Here is a 15,441-nt window from a genome sequence, read left to right as displayed (position 1 = left end):
CGACTCCTTGACCCCGTGAAGACCCGCCTTCGCACTGCGGGTCGTAGCGCGCACGAGCCTAACCCTGATTGCGGCGATTTCCAGACCGTTTATACCGCTAGCATGTCGTGCGTTCACAAACCGCAGAAATCGCTGGTCCTGATCGGCCTGATGGGGGTGGGAAAAACGACCGTTGGTCGCCGCCTCGCGCATGCGCTGAAGCTGGACTTCCGCGACGCCGATGAGGAGGTCGAACAGGCCGCCGGTCGCAGCGTGTCCGAGATCTTCGAGGATTTCGGCGAGGCCGCCTTTCGCGATGGCGAGCGCAAGGTGATCGCCCGCCTGCTCGAGGAACCGCCCATGGTTCTGGCCCTGGGGGGCGGCGCCTTTGTCGATCCGGAAACCCGCGCACGGGTAAAGGCCGAGGCGACTTCGATCTGGCTGCAGGCCGATGTCGAAACCCTGGTCAAACGCGTCTCCAAGCGCGATACCCGCCCGCTTTTGAGAGAAGACGATCCGGAAACCGTGCTGCGCGCCTTGCTCGACAAGCGTCAGGCCGCGTATGCAGAGGCCGACATCCATGTGGATGCCTCCGGCGGCTCGCACAATTTGACGCTGGATTTGATTTTGCGGGCGATTGAGGCCCGGGAGACGTCAGCGTGAGCGAGATCTTGCGGGTCAATGTCGGTCTGGGTGAGCGCGCCTATGACGTGCTGGTCGGGTCCGGGGCCCTCGCGGCGGCAGGCGCTGAGCTGGGCGAGCGCTTTCCGCGGGGCCGGGCCATTCTGGTGACTGACCGCCATGTCGCCAACCTGCATCTCGAACGCGTCAGCGATCAGCTTGCCGGCCTTGGCCTGCGTGTCGATCCGATCATTGTCGAACCGGGCGAGACCTCGAAAAGCTGGGCCGGGCTGGAAAGCGTCGTCGACGCCCTGCTGGACCGCAATGTCGAACGCTCGGAAGCCATCATTGCGCTGGGCGGCGGTGTTATTGGCGATCTGACGGGCTTTGCCGCCGCCGTGACCAAGCGCGGCGTGGACTTCATCCAGATTCCAACCACGCTATTGGCCCAGGTCGACAGCTCGGTCGGCGGCAAGACCGGTATCAATACGCGTCACGGCAAGAATTTCGCCGGTGCCTTCCATCAACCGCGCCTGGTGATCGCCGACCGCGACTTGCTCGCCACCCTGCCCGATCGCGAACGCCGCGCCGGCTATGCCGAGATCGTCAAGGCGGCGTTGATCGGCGACGCCCCGCTCTTCGATCGCCTTGAAGCGGCGGGCAAGGACGTGCTCGACGGGGCCGCCCTGGACGCCGCCGTCGCCGCCGCCATCGCCTTCAAGGCCCGCATCGTCGCCGAGGATGAGCGTGAAGGCGGGGTCCGCGCCCTGCTCAATCTCGGTCATACATTCGGGCACGCCTTCGAAGCCGACGCCCCGAAAGACATGATCCGGCACGGGGAAGCCGTCGCGGTCGGCACCGCGCTGGCCTTTGCCTATTCCGCCCATCGCGGCGACTGCCCTGCGGTCGATGCCAACCGCGTGAGCGCCCATTTGCGCGCCGTCGGCCTGCCGGCCAGCCCGGCCGAGCTCGCCCATACCGATTGGGATGCCGCAAGCCTTGTTGACCGCATGCGAGACGACAAGAAAAACCGCGACGGTCGTATCACCCTCATTCTCGCCCGCGCCATCGGCGATGCCTGGATTGACCCGGCCGCTGATGAAGCCGACCTTCTTGCCTTTATGGAGACCCAGCTCTCATGAGCCTTGACTGGACGATTATCGGACCGGCCCTGACCATTGTCGGCCTGCTCCTTCTTTCAGCCTTCTTTTCCGGTTCCGAGACCTCGCTGACGGCGACCTCACGGGCCCGCATGCTGCAGCTGGAGCGTGACAAGAACCCGGCCGCGGCGCGGGTCAATATCCTGATCTCCGACGGGGAAGGCCTGCTCGGCTCTATCCTGCTCGGCAATAATCTCGTCAATATCCTGGCCTCGATGATCGCCGGGCAATTGTTCGAAACCCTGCTGGGCGGCAATAGCGTCGTCTGGGCGACACTGGTCATGACCATCCTGGTCCTGGTCTTCGCCGAGGTCATGCCCAAGACCTATGCCCTGTCCAATCCGGAACGCTTTGCGCTCGCGGTTTCTCGCCCCATCCTGCTGGTCGTCCGCGTCTTTGCGCCCGTAGTCGGGGCCGTGCAATTCGTGGTGCGCAATGTGCTGCGCACTTTCGGTGCCAATGTCGACGGGCCGGTCCTGTCCTCGCATGACGAATTGCGCGGCGCGATCGCCCTGCATCACGAAGAAGGCGGGGTGGTCAAGGATGACCGCGACATGCTCGGCGGCGTGCTCGACCTGCGTGACCTGACCGTCGACGACATCATGGTGCACCGCAAATCCATCCTGATGATCGACGCCGACAAACCCTCCGAGGCGATCGTCACCGAAGCCCTGCACTCACCGCATACGCGCCTGCCGATCTACAAGGGCGACACCGAGAATATCGTCGGCATTCTGCATGTCCGCGACATTGCCCGCGCCCTTCATGAGGCGGACGGCAATGCCTCGGTGATCGATATCGATGCCCTGCGCCGTGAGCCCTGGTTCGTACCGGAGACGACAGAAGTCCTCGACCAGCTCAATGCCTTCCGCGAAAAGCGCGAGCACTTCGCCCTGGTCGTGGATGAGTATGGCGCCCTGATGGGTCTGGTGACGCTGGAAGATATTCTCGAGGAAATCGTCGGTGCCATCGAGGACGAGCACGACGTCACCGTCGAAGGCATCCAGCCCGATGGCGATGCGGTGTGGATTGTGGATGGCACGCTGCCGATCCGCGATCTCAACCGGGCGCTGGACTGGGAATTGCCGGACGAAGAGGCTGTCACCATTGCCGGCCTCGTCATCCATGAAGCCCAGACCATCCCGGAACGCGGCCAGGTCTTCGGCTTCCATGGCGCCCGTTTCGAAGTCGTCGAACGCCGTCGCAACCAGATCACCAAACTGCGTGTCTCGGTCAGCCCGGATGATGTGGGAACGGGCGGTTAAGCCGGCGACATCTCCGGCTGGGGCGCGATCTCCGCGTCGATCAGCTCGCGATACGCATCGCAGGTCCCGCGCGGCGTCTCGGACTCGACCACGTCCTGGCCCGCGCGGGCTTCTGCCACCAGATCGCCCAGCGCATCGGCGAACACGCTGGACAGGTCCATGACATCGGCCAAGTTGGTAAAAGCGTCAGGGCCGTCCAGGATGGTCGTGACGCCGCCGCCCGAAGCGAGATGGTTGCGCGACGCCCAGCGGATCGCGGCGACCTGACGGCCTTCGCGGTCGAGGATTTCCGCCTCGACACCCAGAGCCCCGATCCCCAGCGGGACGCGCGGATTGAGCGGACCCGGCACGGCCGCACCGAGAAGGCGCGAGACGCCGGTCGTCGCGACATTATTGCGGCGGATGCCACTGACGGATGCCAGGACCTCGCCATCAATCTCGACATCGGGCATCTCGCCGCTTTCACCCGCTTCTGTCGGCACCGGGCGAACATCAAAGCCGGCCCGCGCCAGGCGCTGGCAGACATCTTGTGACAATTGCCGCCGCACATCATCCAGCCGGGCCGGTGGGATATCGCCATCGATATCAGCTTGTGGGGCGATACTGACCGGCGGCAGATAGAGCACGCCCATCTCGGCCAGGGCGGCGCTGTCGGCATATTCCTCGACAGCCAGAAGCCGCCGCTCACCGGCCGCCAGACGCTCGGTCGAGGACAGGGTGGTGGGCGTCTCGAAACTGGTGCTGCAAGCTGTGCTGCCAGCGGCGACAAGCATTGGAAGCGCGAGCGTGCGCAAAGAGCGAAGCATGTGTCAGTCCCCGATTGCGAAGGCGCCGCCTCGCCTGACCCGGGACTTGGCACCTGTGGCTTATTCGGTGGAACCGCGCGCCCGGATCACCAGGGCATGGACCGGACCGGCCAGTTCCTCGGCGAGGGCCTCATTGACCAGCCGGTGACGCGCGACCCGGTTCAGGCCATCAAACCGGCTCGCGGCGATGTCTACGGTGAAATGGCTTTGACCGCCGGGCCGCGCACCGGCATGACCGGCATGCAGATGGCTGTCATCGGTCACCGTCAGGGTGGTCGGCGTGAAGGCTTTTTGCAGCTTGCTCTCGATCCGCGCGGCGACGTCGCCCATATTCACACCTCTTTGTTCATCGGCTTCATTGCCGCTTTACTGACGCATGACCATAATTGGGGATCATGTCGGAAGCTTACAATTACAAACCGCGGTTCAAAGACATCCGCATCAAGCCGCCCAAGGACGAGCCGGCGCCGGAAGAGCGTGTCTGCGAGTGGCCGGGCTGCCGCAAGCATGGCGACAGCCGGGCGCCGAAGGCGAATGACCGGCTGAATGACTTTTACTGGTTCTGCCAGAGCCATGCCTCGGAATACAACAAGTCCTGGAATTTCTTCGAGGGCATGGGCGAGCAGGCGGCCCAGTCCTTCCGTGAGAGCGCGGCCTATGGCCATCGCCCGACCTGGAATTGGCGCAATACGCATTCCGCCTCCGCCAAGGCTTCTCGCGCCAGTCGCGATTTCGCAGACGGGTTTAACGACCCTTTCGGCATGTTCGGCGACCGCAAGGACCCCCACAAGGAAGCTCCGCGGGAAAAATCCATGGGCCGACTGCAGACCAAGGCACTGGAAACCATGGCGCTGGATCCGGACGTGAAACCGTCCATCGTGCGCAAACGCTATGCCGAACTGGTCAAGCAATTCCACCCGGACGCCAATGGCGGCGACCGTTCCAGCGAGGAGCAATTGGGCCGCGTGATCGCCGCCTATCAGATACTCAAGAGTGCCGGGATGGCCTGACGCCGCCGTCGGCGCTGAATTACAGCCACTTCATCACTGTGAAACACCGCAGCAATCCCGGATTTGCATGCTGCGCCATGTTTGGTTTGGGGAATGACACATGGTGGACTGTGGAGCGATCGCGGCGGCATTGCTGGCGCTGAATGCACAAGGGGGCACGGATTATGCCTGCAAGGCCAGCCCGGCGGGTCTCGCCGTGGCACGGGATGCAGACCAGGCCAATCACTATCTTGCCGCCCTGGACAGTGGTCACGCGGCCTTTGTCGCACAATTCGGCGAAACACCGGGTCCGGCCGCCATCATTCAGGGCAATCAGGCCCGCGCCGCGCTAGCCGGGCCGCTGGAAGCCGCTGGCTATGGACGTGTCCTGCCCTGGGTCGATGCGGTCGAGGAAGCACAGCGGCGGCGCGACCGCATCCGGGCCCAGATTGAAGACCAGGCTCCGGGTTTGCCGGAGGCGCAGCTGAATGCGCTCGTTGAACGCGCCCTGGGCGGCCAGGGCGCGACGGACGAGCCACTCGATCCGGCCGTCGAGCAGGCCGCGATTGCCCACGAGCTTGGCCATCTCTGGTATATTGACGCCTTCTGGCCGGACGATCGCGATGCCCCGGCCCATTATGGCGGTCACGCGCCGGACTGGCTGGACGAGATGGCCGCAGTGGCCATGGAAGAGGGCCCCCTGCTGGAAACCCGGCGCGAACAATTGCGCGATGCCGACGGTGAAACCCCGATCGCCCTGGATGCCTTCCTCGCGATGGAACACCCGCTGGCCAGCCTCGGCCAGGCGGCGCGAGCCAATCTGGCCGATCGCAATAACTCAGCCGACACGGCAGCCAGCGGCGGGATGCAGGTCTTGCGACTGAGCGGCGAGGAGGCGGATGAGTTCCTCTCCCAGGCCGCCATCGACCCCGGCAGCTATTACGTCATGGCACGCGGCTTTCTGGACTATCTCACCGCCCGGGCCGGTGCAGCGCCGCTGGGCGAGCTGTCCACCTGGATGCGAGGTGGTGGCACGATGGAAACCTGGCTGGCCGAACACGGTGCCGCCCATGGCCTGCCCTCGAATACCGACTTGCTGGTGGCCGATTGGCAGGTCTGGCTGGACGGGGCGTGAGTGCGAACCGGCGCGGTCGTCCTCCTAACCCTTTATTTGCCAACTGCGTAGAAGCTGTACGTGGGCAACGTATCGGGGCGACGTCATGAGCAATGAGGACAAGGGTTTCGGCCCGGTTCGTATTATCGCGTTCGTGCTGGTCACCCTTCCCCTGCTTTATATGGGTCTCTGGTCCGCGATGATCATTGGCACTTTCAGCGGTCTCTGGCGTCCGGTTCTGGGCGAGGTCGATGTCGGAACCGCGATTGCCCGGTCCGAACCGATCGAGATCATCGGGTTTGCCGTGATGAGCCTCGCCTGGCTGGCCGGTGTGGCCCTGCTGGCCCTGTCGCGGCGGGCTGCCGTCTACGCCCTGGCAGCGGGTTCGCTGGTTCATATCGCGGTGTGGCTGAAAATCACCGACGGACAGTATTATGCCGGCCAGTTCGGCATGATCATCATCATGCTGGAAATGCTGGCGATAACCCTCGCCCACTTTGTTACCCGCGGTCGCCGACTGATCTGAATTGCTTGCAGCAACCGGCCTTGACTTGAAGGCGGTGCGGACGTGCGATACCTCCCATGTGTCCGATGATCACGCACCGCAGCAAATGACGTGTGCGTCCAGCCATAAAGACCGGTTCGATGAGCGATAATTTCCCCCTTGCCCTGCCCGACGCCAAAGCCGATTGCAAGGAGCTGTTCGGCTTTGATCCGGGCTTCGAGGTGGCGATGTTCTCGACGCCGGACGAACACACGCCCATCCTGGACCCGGACTATGTTTTCGACCCGGCGACCACACGCGCCATCCTGTCGGGCTTTGCCTTCAATCGCCGCGTCATGGTCCAAGGCTATCACGGCACTGGCAAGTCGACCCATATCGAACAGGTCGCGGCGCGCCTCAACTGGCCGATGGTCCGGGTCAATCTGGACAGCCATGTCAGCCGGATCGACATGGTCGGCAAGGACGCCATCGTCTTGAAGGATGGCAAGCAGATCACGGAATTCCAGGAAGGCATCCTGCCCTGGGCCCTTCAGCGCCCGGTCGCCCTCCTGTTTGATGAATACGATGCCGGCCGACCGGACGTGATGTTCGTGATTCAGCGCGTGCTGGAAGCCTCCGGCTCGCTGACCCTTTTGGATCAGACCAAGGTGATCCGGCCGCACCCCTCCTTCCGCCTGTTCGCGACCACAAACACGATCGGCCTGGGCGACACGACCGGCCTCTATCACGGCACCCAGCAGATCAACCAGGGCCAGATGGACCGCTGGTCTATCGTCGCCACGCTGAACTATCTGCCGCGCGAAACCGAAAACGCCATCGTGCTGGCCAAGATGAAAAAGCTGGCCGCCACCGAAGACGGCCGCAAACAGGTCGCCGACATGGTCAAGGTCGCCGACCTCACCCGCGAAGCGTTCATCAATGGCGATATCTCCACCGTGATGAGCCCGCGTACCGTTCTGACCTGGGCGGAAAACCAGGAAATCTTCGGCGATCTCGGCATGGCCTTCCGCCTCACTTTCCTGAACAAGTGCGACGAGCTGGAACGCCCGGTCATTGCCGAGATGTATCAGCGCGTCTTCGCCGAGGATTTGCCGGAAGCCCCGGTGAAGAGTGTCAGCGCGGCTTAGCCCACGCTCTCATCGACTTCAGCCGCGATCACCACCAACTCGCCATCGCGGCGGGTCACGGTGACGATCAGTGCGGCGCCCGGCTGGAACAGCTCGATTTCCACGCCCTCATCGATCGCGAAGGGCATGACCATGGCGCCCATGCCCAGTTCCGGCATGGCTTCATGTCGCAGGAGCGTGGTGCGGGCCTCTGTGTCGACCGTGCGAACATCAGCGGAGACGATTGACTGCGCCATCGCTTCGGCATCGGCCATGGCGTGACCGCCATGATGGCCATGATGATCAGCGGAGGCGGTGGCAAGCAGGAGGCTGGTGGCGAGAAGCGTGATCATGGGTGATGTCCTTGATGCGGGTTGGCGGAGGCCGGAGCCTCCGAAGCCGTCGTGTTGATGCCGTCGCGGCTGAGTTCGTCAGCACGAGCCAAGCGGGCCTCGCCCTCGGGATTGTCATACCAGCCCGGATCGCCATCGCCGGTGAGACGGTCGCGGACTTTCAGGATGGTGAACATGCCGCCCATGGTGATGTAATCGCGCGGGCCGGGAGCCCCGACCATGGGCAGAGAGTTTTCCGGCACCGGCATATGGCCCATCTCGATGTGCTGGCCCATCTCGCCCATCCCGTCCTGGCCCATCGTCATATAGGTCGGCAGGAGGGCGCCGACGGCGCGGTCGATACGGCGGGCATTGACGCCGGTGAGATTGGGAATGCCATGGCCCATCTGGTTCATGACGTGATGGGTCATGTGGCAATGCATGGCCCAATCGCCCGGATTGTCGGCAACGAAGTCGACTGTCCGCGTCGACCCCGTCGGCACCAGCACGGTGGTGTCGGGATGACGCGCCGAGACCGGGATCACGCCGCCATCGGTTTCCGTGATGGTGAAGGCATAGCCGTGCAGATGGATCGGATGATGATCCATCGCCGACAGATTTCCGAAACGGATCCGCACCCGTTCGCCGCGCTCGGCGATGAGCGGCGAAGTGCCGGGATAACAGCGCGCATTCATGGTCAGGATGTTGAAATCACCCATCGCGTTGGGATCGGGCCGCTCGGCACCGGGATGCAGCACCCATTCCGACAGCATGATCGCATAATCACGATCCGGGCGCGGACCGACCGGCTGGCGCGGATGAACCACGATCATCCCCATCATGCCCAGCGCCATCTGGGTCATCTCGTCATGATGCGAGTGGTACATGAAGGTGCCGTGCTGGCGGAAGGTCCACTCATAGACGAAGGTCTCGCCGGGATGGATGGCACGCTGGTTGAGACCGCCCACCCCGTCCATGCCGGAGGGCAGGATGACGCCATGCCAGTGCACGGTCGTCGGTGCCGGCAGACGATTGGTGACATAGACCCGCACCCGGTCACCCTCGACGGCCTCGATTGTCGGCCCGTGCGTGCGGCCATTATAGCCCCAGGTCTTCGCATTGAGGCCCGGCGCGAAACTGTGCTCGACCTCTTCGGATATGAGGTGGAAGACCTTCACCCCGTCGACAATCCGGTAAGGCAAGGTCACACCGTCCGGTGTGACCACCGGCGTGTAGTCGCGGCCGGGCCGCCCCGGCGAATAGGTCCGGTCATGCGCAACTGAGGCGCTGTGGGCGCGCGGCGCAACCGGCTGAGCCGAGGCCGAACCGGTGGCCAGTCCGGTCGCGGCAAGGCCGGCAGACCCGGCGAGCAAGGCATCCCGTCTGGAAATTCCCATCAATGGTCTCCCTCGCCCCGGCTCGGAGCTGTATCCGAGGCCTCACTGACCGCCACCATCGCCGGAGACCCGCCAGAGCGGATCTGGTCGAGCGCGATCCGGGCCCGGTGCCAGTCCGCCAGCGCGTCAACATAGGCCTGACCGGTCCGGCTGCGCATCTGCACGGTCGCCATCAGATCAAAGACGCTGACCTGCATCGCATTATACTGGCGCATCGTCGCATCCATCAGACGCTCACTGGTCGGCAGGGCGTCATTTTCAATATGCGTGACACGCCGCTGAGCCAGCGTCGCCACGGCCTGGGCGGATTCCAGGGCATTGCGGATTTCATAGGCCAAGGCGGCATGGCGATGGATCGCCTGTTCCGCCCGCAGCTGCGCCGCCGTGCGACGGGCCGATCCGGTATCGAAGACCGGCAGGGCAAATTCCAGCATCCAGCCTCGCGACCAGTCGCCGTCCTCGCGCTCGAACACCCCGCCCAGTTCAACATGCTCGAGCAGGCTGGCCCAGTTTTCCAGACCGGCCTCGCCAGCGGCAGCCTCGACATTGGAGCGCGCGGCGGCCAGCGGCAGGCTGGCGCTCAGCGCCGTTTGCGCATCAAGCGGCGCCAAAGGCCCCTCACCCGCTTCCAGCCGCGTGGGCAGCTGGTCTGCCGACACCGGAACACCCAGCTGGCGTGCAAGGGCGAGCCGGGCTTGCAGAGCGGCGTGTTCCGCATCCAGATAATCCAGCTCGGCCTGCTGGGCGAAAATCCGCTCACGTTCAAGTTCAAGCACCGGTGCATTGCCGGCCGCACGCATTTCCTCGGCCACGACCAGGCTTGCCGCCGCCGCGTCACGGATGCGCTGTTGCAAGTCCAGACGCTGGCGGGCCGCGACTGCCTCGACCCAGGCAAGCCGCGTTGCGGCCACGAAGTCCAGCGTCGCCAATACGGTCTCCGCCTGCCGGACCTCATAGCGATCCTGAGCGACCGCCGCCCGCCAGGGCGTAGCGGCAATGCCAAGCAGGGAGGCGCGCAGATCAACGTCCCAGATGCGCCCATGACCATCGCCCGGCAAGGTCACGACCTCGACGATCGGATTGACCGGACGCGACGCCATCACCTGGTCGGCCCGGGCCAGACCCGCTTCGTTCAGACGTGCCAGCAAACGATGATTATTGGCGAGGGCCAGAGAGACCGCCATGGCCTCGCTGACAGTTTCACCCTCGCGCGGCAGGACCGGATCGGCGACCGGGCCGGTCCGCTCGGTCAGGCTCGCCATCACTCCGGCTCGCTCTGCGGCCGGATCGACCGTTGTGCAGGCCGAGACGATGAGAAGGCCGGCCAGCACCGGCAAGACGTTCAAACGCATTCGTGTCATAGGCTTGCGCTAGCATACCCCCCGGGGGTATACAAGCGCATGTCCGATCTCCACACGCCCCTCACCCCGGCTCGGGAAAAATCACTGTCCCGCCTCAAGCGCATTGAGGGTCAAGTGCGCGGCATAGGCCGCATGCTGGAAGAGGATCGCTATTGCATTGACGTGCTCACACAATTGTCAGCGGTGAAGTCAGCCCTGGCCGCAGTCGAAGGCGAAATCCTGCGCGATCATGCCGGCCATTGCGTCGCCCACGCCATCGAAAGCGGCGATGCCGAGGCCCAGAAGGTCAAGATGGACGAACTGATCGGATTGCTGGCCAAGCATTACCGGCTCTGAGTCGCCAGCATGCGCCCGGCCAGGGCGCGCCCGGACAGATACGCCGCTTCGACCCGCGGACCAAGACACCAGTCGCCGGCCAGGCCGATACCGGCCTCACCATCCCACAGACAGGGCGCGTCGAGGGCTTTGAGGACACGGGCATAGCGCCAGCGGTGGACCTGGCTGGACCGAATATCGGGCAAGGCGCCAGCCCAGGACTCAAAGGCGTCGTGAAGCAATCGGCTGACGGTATCGGAGGAGTCCTCGAGATGGATTTCGCTCCAGCCCGGCCCGGCCTGAATCACCCAATTCTCCCCGTCTGCCGCACGGCCCGGCTTGGAGGAGTCGCAGGCGATCCAGGCACAAGGCCCGTCCGAGGCGCGATAGACGCGCGGGGCGGTCTCCAGCGGTTCGGCGAGCGCGACCATCAGGGTCCAGCAAGGCGCATAGCGCACGACATCAAGGCCATCGGCGAGCGGCGTCACGCCGGCGAGAAGCGTCGCGGCCTGGGGCGCCGGGATCGCGATGGCGAGGTGATCCGCCTGGACAATCTCATCGCCCTCACACGCAACCGTCCAGCCCGGCGCGTTGCTCCGAACCGCCTCGACGCGGCAGGCCTTTCGGACGTCGAGCCCCTCAGCCAGCGGGGCGACAATCCGGCTCATGCCCGGGGTTCCGACCCACCAGGTCCGGTCCACGCCCAATTGCTGCCAGGGCGCGGCCGAGCTCGCGAGCTCGGCTTGATCGAGCCAGGCGGCAAAGCCAGGGTTTCGGGCGGTGATATACTGGGCGCCATGATCAAAAGCCCCATACTCGCTGCGTCGGGTCGCGAGGCGGCCGCCCAGCCCCCGCCCCTTGTCGAGCACGATGACATCCTGCCCCGCATCGGCGAGGTGACGGGCACAGGCCAGGCCGGCCATGCCGGCTCCGATCACAATGGTTGAAGTCACGCTACCCGCTCCGCCTGTTCGACCGCTCAGATAGAGCGGCCATCCAACAGCGACAAGCCGGGCAAGCTTACTGGAAGAAATTGAGAATGACGCGCGGCGCCTGATTGGCGATCTGCAACGCCTGAAGGCCCAATTGCTCGCGCACCTGGAGCGCCTGCAGCCTGGCGCTCTCGCGGCCGAGATCCGCGTCGACCAGATTACCGATGCCCGCGCTCGTCGCATCGCTCTGCTTGACCAACAGCGTCTTCTGGATTTCCAGCGAGCGCAGCCCGACACCCAGGCGCGAGATCGCGGAATTGACGTCCGTCATGGAGCTTTCAAACGCGGTTACATCGGCCGAGGTCGGCTGGGTGACGACGGTGCTGTTATCGCTCTGCGGCAGGGTCGCGGCGAGGCCGGCGTCAAAGATACCGCCGCCATCGGTGAGGTCTTCGGCCGCGATTGTCAGGGTCTGATCCGGTCTGGCGCCGATAAGGACGGACAGGTCTTCACCGCCACTTTCCAGCAGGTTGAGGTCATTGAAGCTGGCATTCTCGGCCAACCGGACCGCCTGATTGCCCAGCTCGATATAGTCCGTCATCAGGCTGCGCCAGCTCTGTTCGTCCAGCGTCGTATCGGTTGCGGCGACAAGTTTGGAATGCATCTCCACCATAAGATCGGAAATGCCTTCGGAGGCCGCCAGGGCCGTCTCGACAACGCCGGTTCCCAGATCAATGGATGTGAGGGCGCTGGCCCGGGACTCATTGTCCGAGCGCATGACCTGGGCCATCGCCCAGACCGTGCCATTATCACTGGCACTGCCAACCTTGAGCCCCGTCGCGATCCGGTCCTGCACTGCGGCAGTCTGGCTTTGCAGCATGCTCATATGCTGCAGCGCGGAGTTCACGGAGGCCATGGAATGGACCGAAAAGGTCATCCTGCCGACACTCGCCACCATCGTTACGGCCCGGCAGGCATTTTTGCCTGTACGGGTCCGGGTTCGAGTTTTCCACGATTGGGTTAGCGAGAGGTTGACGCCGCGATCCCGCTTTAACCTGCGCATGCTCCGGCAGCACGGTACAGGGCGGCGCCTGTCAGGACACGCCGTTTTGCTTGTTGGCGGTACCCGTCCGGTCGCCACCATCATCGCCCAGCGACTCAAGCGCCAGGGCCACCCGGCGTAGCAGGGTCGGCGTTTCACCCGACATGCCCTCCTCGACCGCCACGGCTTCTTCATGCGCGGCGTATTGCCAGCGTCGCAGGAGTTCGATCTTCTGGTTGCGGCTCAGTTCAGCGCTTTCCAGAACAGCCTCCGGCGTTGCAAAAACATCCGCCGGATCGAGAAGCGCGTCTTGATAGTCCGATTTCGACATCAGCCTAACCCCTCTCATCTGCATGCCGGCAACTGGCCGACATGAAGGAGGAGGATAACGCAGATCGGACGGGAAAGCACGGGAAGTCGGCAAAAACTTGGTCTCCGCGCCTGTGCCAGCTGTGGTTTTTGCGGTTGTCCGCACTCGCAATTCCGCCTGAATGAATTACCCTTGCAGCCATGAGCCAACCGCCTGCCGATCCGGACGCGTTCAAGCGTGCCCTGTCCATCACCACCCGCGCCATTGCCGGCGACCGGGAGCTCGACGTGCGCTTTGGTGGCGAGATTGCCGGCCTGTCGGGCGGGCGCATGGTCCTGCCCAATCCCGGCAGTGAACCCTCGCCGGAGGCGGCAGCTGCCGTGCGCGGCCGGGCCGATGCCCTGGCCCTGCGCCTGGCCCATCATGACGAGGCCGCCCATGTCCGTGTCCTGCCGCCGGGCGCGACCGCACGCGCTATCTTCCATGCGGCCGAACAGGCCCGCGTCGAGGGTCTGGGCGCCCGGGACATGCGCGGTATGGCGGGCAATCTCGAAGCGGCCCTGGCCATGCGCTGCAAGCAGAAGGGCTGGCAGCGGGTCGAGGACCGGCAGTCTGCCCCGATGGAGGAGGCCCTCGCCCTTCTGGTCCGCGAACGCATCACCGGTCAGCCCTCCCCGCGCGAAGCGGATGGCCTGATGAATCTCTGGCGCGACCAGATGGAAAGCGTGGCCGGCCTGTCGCTGGATGCCCTGGCCGAAAACGCCGACGACCAGACCGCCTTCGCCGATCTGTTGCGCACGGTCATCCAGGATCTCGATCTCTCCGACGAACTCGGCGGCGATCCCGATCAATCGGAAAATCCCGAAGACGAGGATGAAGGCGTCGATCGCGAGGAACGCACCGGCGATGATGCCGAAGGCGACGACCAGCAGGGTGACCAGCCCGACACGCCTGATGCGGCCGGCACCGCCGGCGATGAAGACGAGATCAATGCCGACACGGATGATGCCGAGACCCGTGTCGATGCGATGGATGATGAGGGCGCCGCACAAACGGCCATGCGTCCGAACTGGCAGCCGGCCAATGATCCCGATGCCAAGTTCTACAAGGTCTTCACGCGCGAGTTCGACGAAATCATCCAGGCTTCCGATCTGTGCGAGCCGGACGAACTGGAACGCTTGCGCAAATATCTCGACAATACGCTGAAAGGCCTCGACCAGGTCGTCGGCCGCCTGGCCAACCGGCTGCAGCGCCGCCTGATGGCGCAGCAGGAACGGGCCTGGAATTTCGACCTCGAGGAAGGCGTGCTGGACGGCTCCCGCCTCGCCCGTGTCATCGCCGACCCGACCCTGCCGCTCTCCTACAAGCAGGAGAGCGATACCGAATTCCGCGACACCATCGTCACCCTGGTGCTGGACAATTCCGGCTCCATGCGCGGTCGGCCGATCATGGTCGCAGCGGCCTGTGCCGACATCCTCGCCCGCACGCTGGAACGCTGCGGCGTGAAGACCGAGATTCTCGGCTTCACCACCAAGGCCTGGAAGGGCGGGCGCTCGAAGGAAAAATGGCTGGCCGAAGGCAAGCCGCCGCATCCGGGCCGGCTCAATGATCTGCGCCACATCATCTACAAGGCGGCCGACACACCCTGGCGCCGCGCCCGGGTCAATCTCGGCCTGATGATGCGCGAGGGCCTGTTGAAGGAAAATATCGATGGCGAGGCCCTGATGTGGGCCTGGAAACGCATGGCCGCCCGCCCGGAACAGCGCCGCATCATGATGGTGATCTCGGACGGCGCCCCGGTCGATGACGGCACCCAATCGGCCAATTCCGCCGGCTATCTGGAACGCCATCTGCGCGAAACCATCGCCATGATCGAAACCCGTTCGGAAGTCGAACTGCTCGCCATCGGCATCGGCCATGACGTCACCCGCTGGTATCGCCGCGCGGTGACGATCAATGACGTCGAGCAACTCGGCGGCGCCATGACCGACCAGCTCGCCGCCCTGTTCGAGGAAGACGGCGGCAAGGGCACCGGCTTTTCCAGCGGTAAGCAGGGCATGAGCCGGACGGACTTCTCCTCAATCGCGGGGCGTGTTTAGGGGACAGGTATAATTAACGCGCGGCTCGCACCGACCTGCGCCACGGCGACGCGTTAATTATACCTGTCCCCCGTTCAGCGGCCGTCCCGCCCGCCTGGCGACGCAAGT

The 15,441-nt window shown here is 64.5% G+C and carries 17 protein-coding genes; 9 read left to right on the top strand and 8 right to left on the bottom strand.

What is annotated here, in order from left to right; genetic code table 11:
• The first annotated feature begins 102 nt into the window (after positions 1–102).
• Genes Q0X62_RS00780 through Q0X62_RS00770 form a run of 3 tightly spaced genes read left to right on the top strand, consistent with a single transcriptional unit; the run spans position 103 to position 3,025 of the window.
• A complete protein-coding gene (locus tag Q0X62_RS00780; RefSeq protein ID WP_297730568.1) occupies positions 103–642 on the top strand; it encodes a shikimate kinase in 540 nt (179 codons plus the stop codon).
• The gene (gene aroB, locus Q0X62_RS00775; RefSeq protein WP_297730566.1) at positions 639–1,742 is read left to right on the top strand and encodes a 3-dehydroquinate synthase; all 1,104 of its coding nucleotides are present in this window, start codon (positions 639–641) and stop codon (positions 1,740–1,742) included. Before Q0X62_RS00780 ends, aroB begins: the two co-directional genes overlap by 4 nt.
• Positions 1,739–3,025 (top strand): HlyC/CorC family transporter, encoded by a 1,287-nt coding sequence (locus Q0X62_RS00770; protein ID WP_297730564.1) that lies wholly within the window; start codon positions 1,739–1,741, stop codon positions 3,023–3,025. The genes aroB and Q0X62_RS00770 overlap by 4 nt, the downstream gene beginning before the upstream one ends.
• Here the strand turns inward: Q0X62_RS00770 and Q0X62_RS00765 are convergent.
• Positions 3,022–3,831: a hypothetical protein gene (locus Q0X62_RS00765; protein WP_297730562.1), complete on the bottom strand. Its 810-nt coding sequence runs from the start codon at positions 3,829–3,831 to the stop codon at positions 3,022–3,024. The genes Q0X62_RS00770 and Q0X62_RS00765 overlap by 4 nt on opposite strands.
• Positions 3,832–3,891: 60 nt before the next feature.
• Positions 3,892–4,161, bottom strand: coding sequence for a BolA family transcriptional regulator (locus tag Q0X62_RS00760; protein ID WP_297730560.1), 270 nt, complete (start codon positions 4,159–4,161; stop codon positions 3,892–3,894).
• 65 nt (positions 4,162–4,226) lie between these two features.
• On the opposite strand from Q0X62_RS00760, the gene Q0X62_RS00755 reads away from it, so the two are divergent.
• From Q0X62_RS00755 to cobS, 4 genes are all read left to right on the top strand, one after another.
• Positions 4,227–4,841, top strand: coding sequence for a DnaJ domain-containing protein (locus Q0X62_RS00755; protein ID WP_297730558.1), 615 nt, complete (start codon positions 4,227–4,229; stop codon positions 4,839–4,841).
• Between the two features lie 100 nt (positions 4,842–4,941).
• A complete protein-coding gene (locus tag Q0X62_RS00750) occupies positions 4,942–5,955 on the top strand; it encodes a hypothetical protein (RefSeq protein WP_297730555.1) in 1,014 nt (337 codons plus the stop codon).
• A gap of 85 nt (positions 5,956–6,040) precedes the next feature.
• Positions 6,041–6,460 (top strand): hypothetical protein, encoded by a 420-nt coding sequence (locus Q0X62_RS00745; RefSeq protein ID WP_297730554.1) that lies wholly within the window; start codon positions 6,041–6,043, stop codon positions 6,458–6,460.
• Between the two features lie 119 nt (positions 6,461–6,579).
• A complete protein-coding gene (gene cobS / locus Q0X62_RS00740) occupies positions 6,580–7,566 on the top strand; it encodes a cobaltochelatase subunit CobS (RefSeq protein WP_297730552.1) in 987 nt (328 codons plus the stop codon).
• On the opposite strand, the gene Q0X62_RS00735 is transcribed toward cobS, so the two are convergent.
• Genes Q0X62_RS00735 through Q0X62_RS00725 form a run of 3 tightly spaced genes read right to left on the bottom strand, consistent with a single transcriptional unit; the run spans position 7,563 to position 10,626 of the window.
• Positions 7,563–7,898 (bottom strand): copper-binding protein, encoded by a 336-nt coding sequence (locus Q0X62_RS00735; protein WP_297730550.1) that lies wholly within the window; start codon positions 7,896–7,898, stop codon positions 7,563–7,565. The two genes, cobS and Q0X62_RS00735, sit on opposite strands and share 4 nt — an antisense overlap.
• Entirely contained in the window at positions 7,895–9,274 is a 1,380-nt protein-coding gene (locus Q0X62_RS00730) for a copper oxidase (protein WP_297730548.1), read from the bottom strand. The genes Q0X62_RS00735 and Q0X62_RS00730 overlap by 4 nt, the downstream gene beginning before the upstream one ends.
• Positions 9,274–10,626 (bottom strand): TolC family protein, encoded by a 1,353-nt coding sequence (locus Q0X62_RS00725; RefSeq protein ID WP_297730546.1) that lies wholly within the window; start codon positions 10,624–10,626, stop codon positions 9,274–9,276. The genes Q0X62_RS00730 and Q0X62_RS00725 overlap by 1 nt, the downstream gene beginning before the upstream one ends.
• Positions 10,627–10,674: 48 nt before the next feature.
• Between Q0X62_RS00725 and Q0X62_RS00720 the strand changes: the two genes are divergently transcribed.
• Positions 10,675–10,971: a metal-sensitive transcriptional regulator gene (locus Q0X62_RS00720; RefSeq protein WP_297730544.1), complete on the top strand. Its 297-nt coding sequence runs from the start codon at positions 10,675–10,677 to the stop codon at positions 10,969–10,971.
• On the opposite strand, the gene Q0X62_RS00715 is transcribed toward Q0X62_RS00720, so the two are convergent.
• The 3 genes from Q0X62_RS00715 to Q0X62_RS00705 all read right to left on the bottom strand — a co-directional run bounded on the left by Q0X62_RS00715 (position 10,959) and on the right by Q0X62_RS00705 (position 13,255).
• Positions 10,959–11,903 (bottom strand): FAD-dependent oxidoreductase, encoded by a 945-nt coding sequence (locus Q0X62_RS00715; RefSeq protein WP_297730542.1) that lies wholly within the window; start codon positions 11,901–11,903, stop codon positions 10,959–10,961. The genes Q0X62_RS00720 and Q0X62_RS00715 overlap by 13 nt on opposite strands.
• A gap of 67 nt (positions 11,904–11,970) precedes the next feature.
• The gene (locus tag Q0X62_RS00710) at positions 11,971–12,819 is read right to left on the bottom strand and encodes a flagellin (protein ID WP_297730540.1); all 849 of its coding nucleotides are present in this window, start codon (positions 12,817–12,819) and stop codon (positions 11,971–11,973) included.
• A gap of 157 nt (positions 12,820–12,976) precedes the next feature.
• Positions 12,977–13,255: a hypothetical protein gene (locus Q0X62_RS00705; protein ID WP_297730538.1), complete on the bottom strand. Its 279-nt coding sequence runs from the start codon at positions 13,253–13,255 to the stop codon at positions 12,977–12,979.
• 179 nt (positions 13,256–13,434) lie between these two features.
• Between Q0X62_RS00705 and cobT the strand changes: the two genes are divergently transcribed.
• Positions 13,435–15,333 (top strand): cobaltochelatase subunit CobT, encoded by a 1,899-nt coding sequence (gene cobT / locus Q0X62_RS00700; protein ID WP_297730536.1) that lies wholly within the window; start codon positions 13,435–13,437, stop codon positions 15,331–15,333.
• Positions 15,334–15,441 lie beyond the last annotated feature (108 nt).

It is taken from the genome of uncultured Maricaulis sp., assembly GCF_947259345.1.
Taxonomy (GTDB): domain Bacteria; phylum Pseudomonadota; class Alphaproteobacteria; order Caulobacterales; family Maricaulaceae; genus Maricaulis.
The sequence above is the reverse complement of the archived record's forward strand: the minus strand, read 5'-3'. Positions and strand labels throughout refer to the sequence as shown.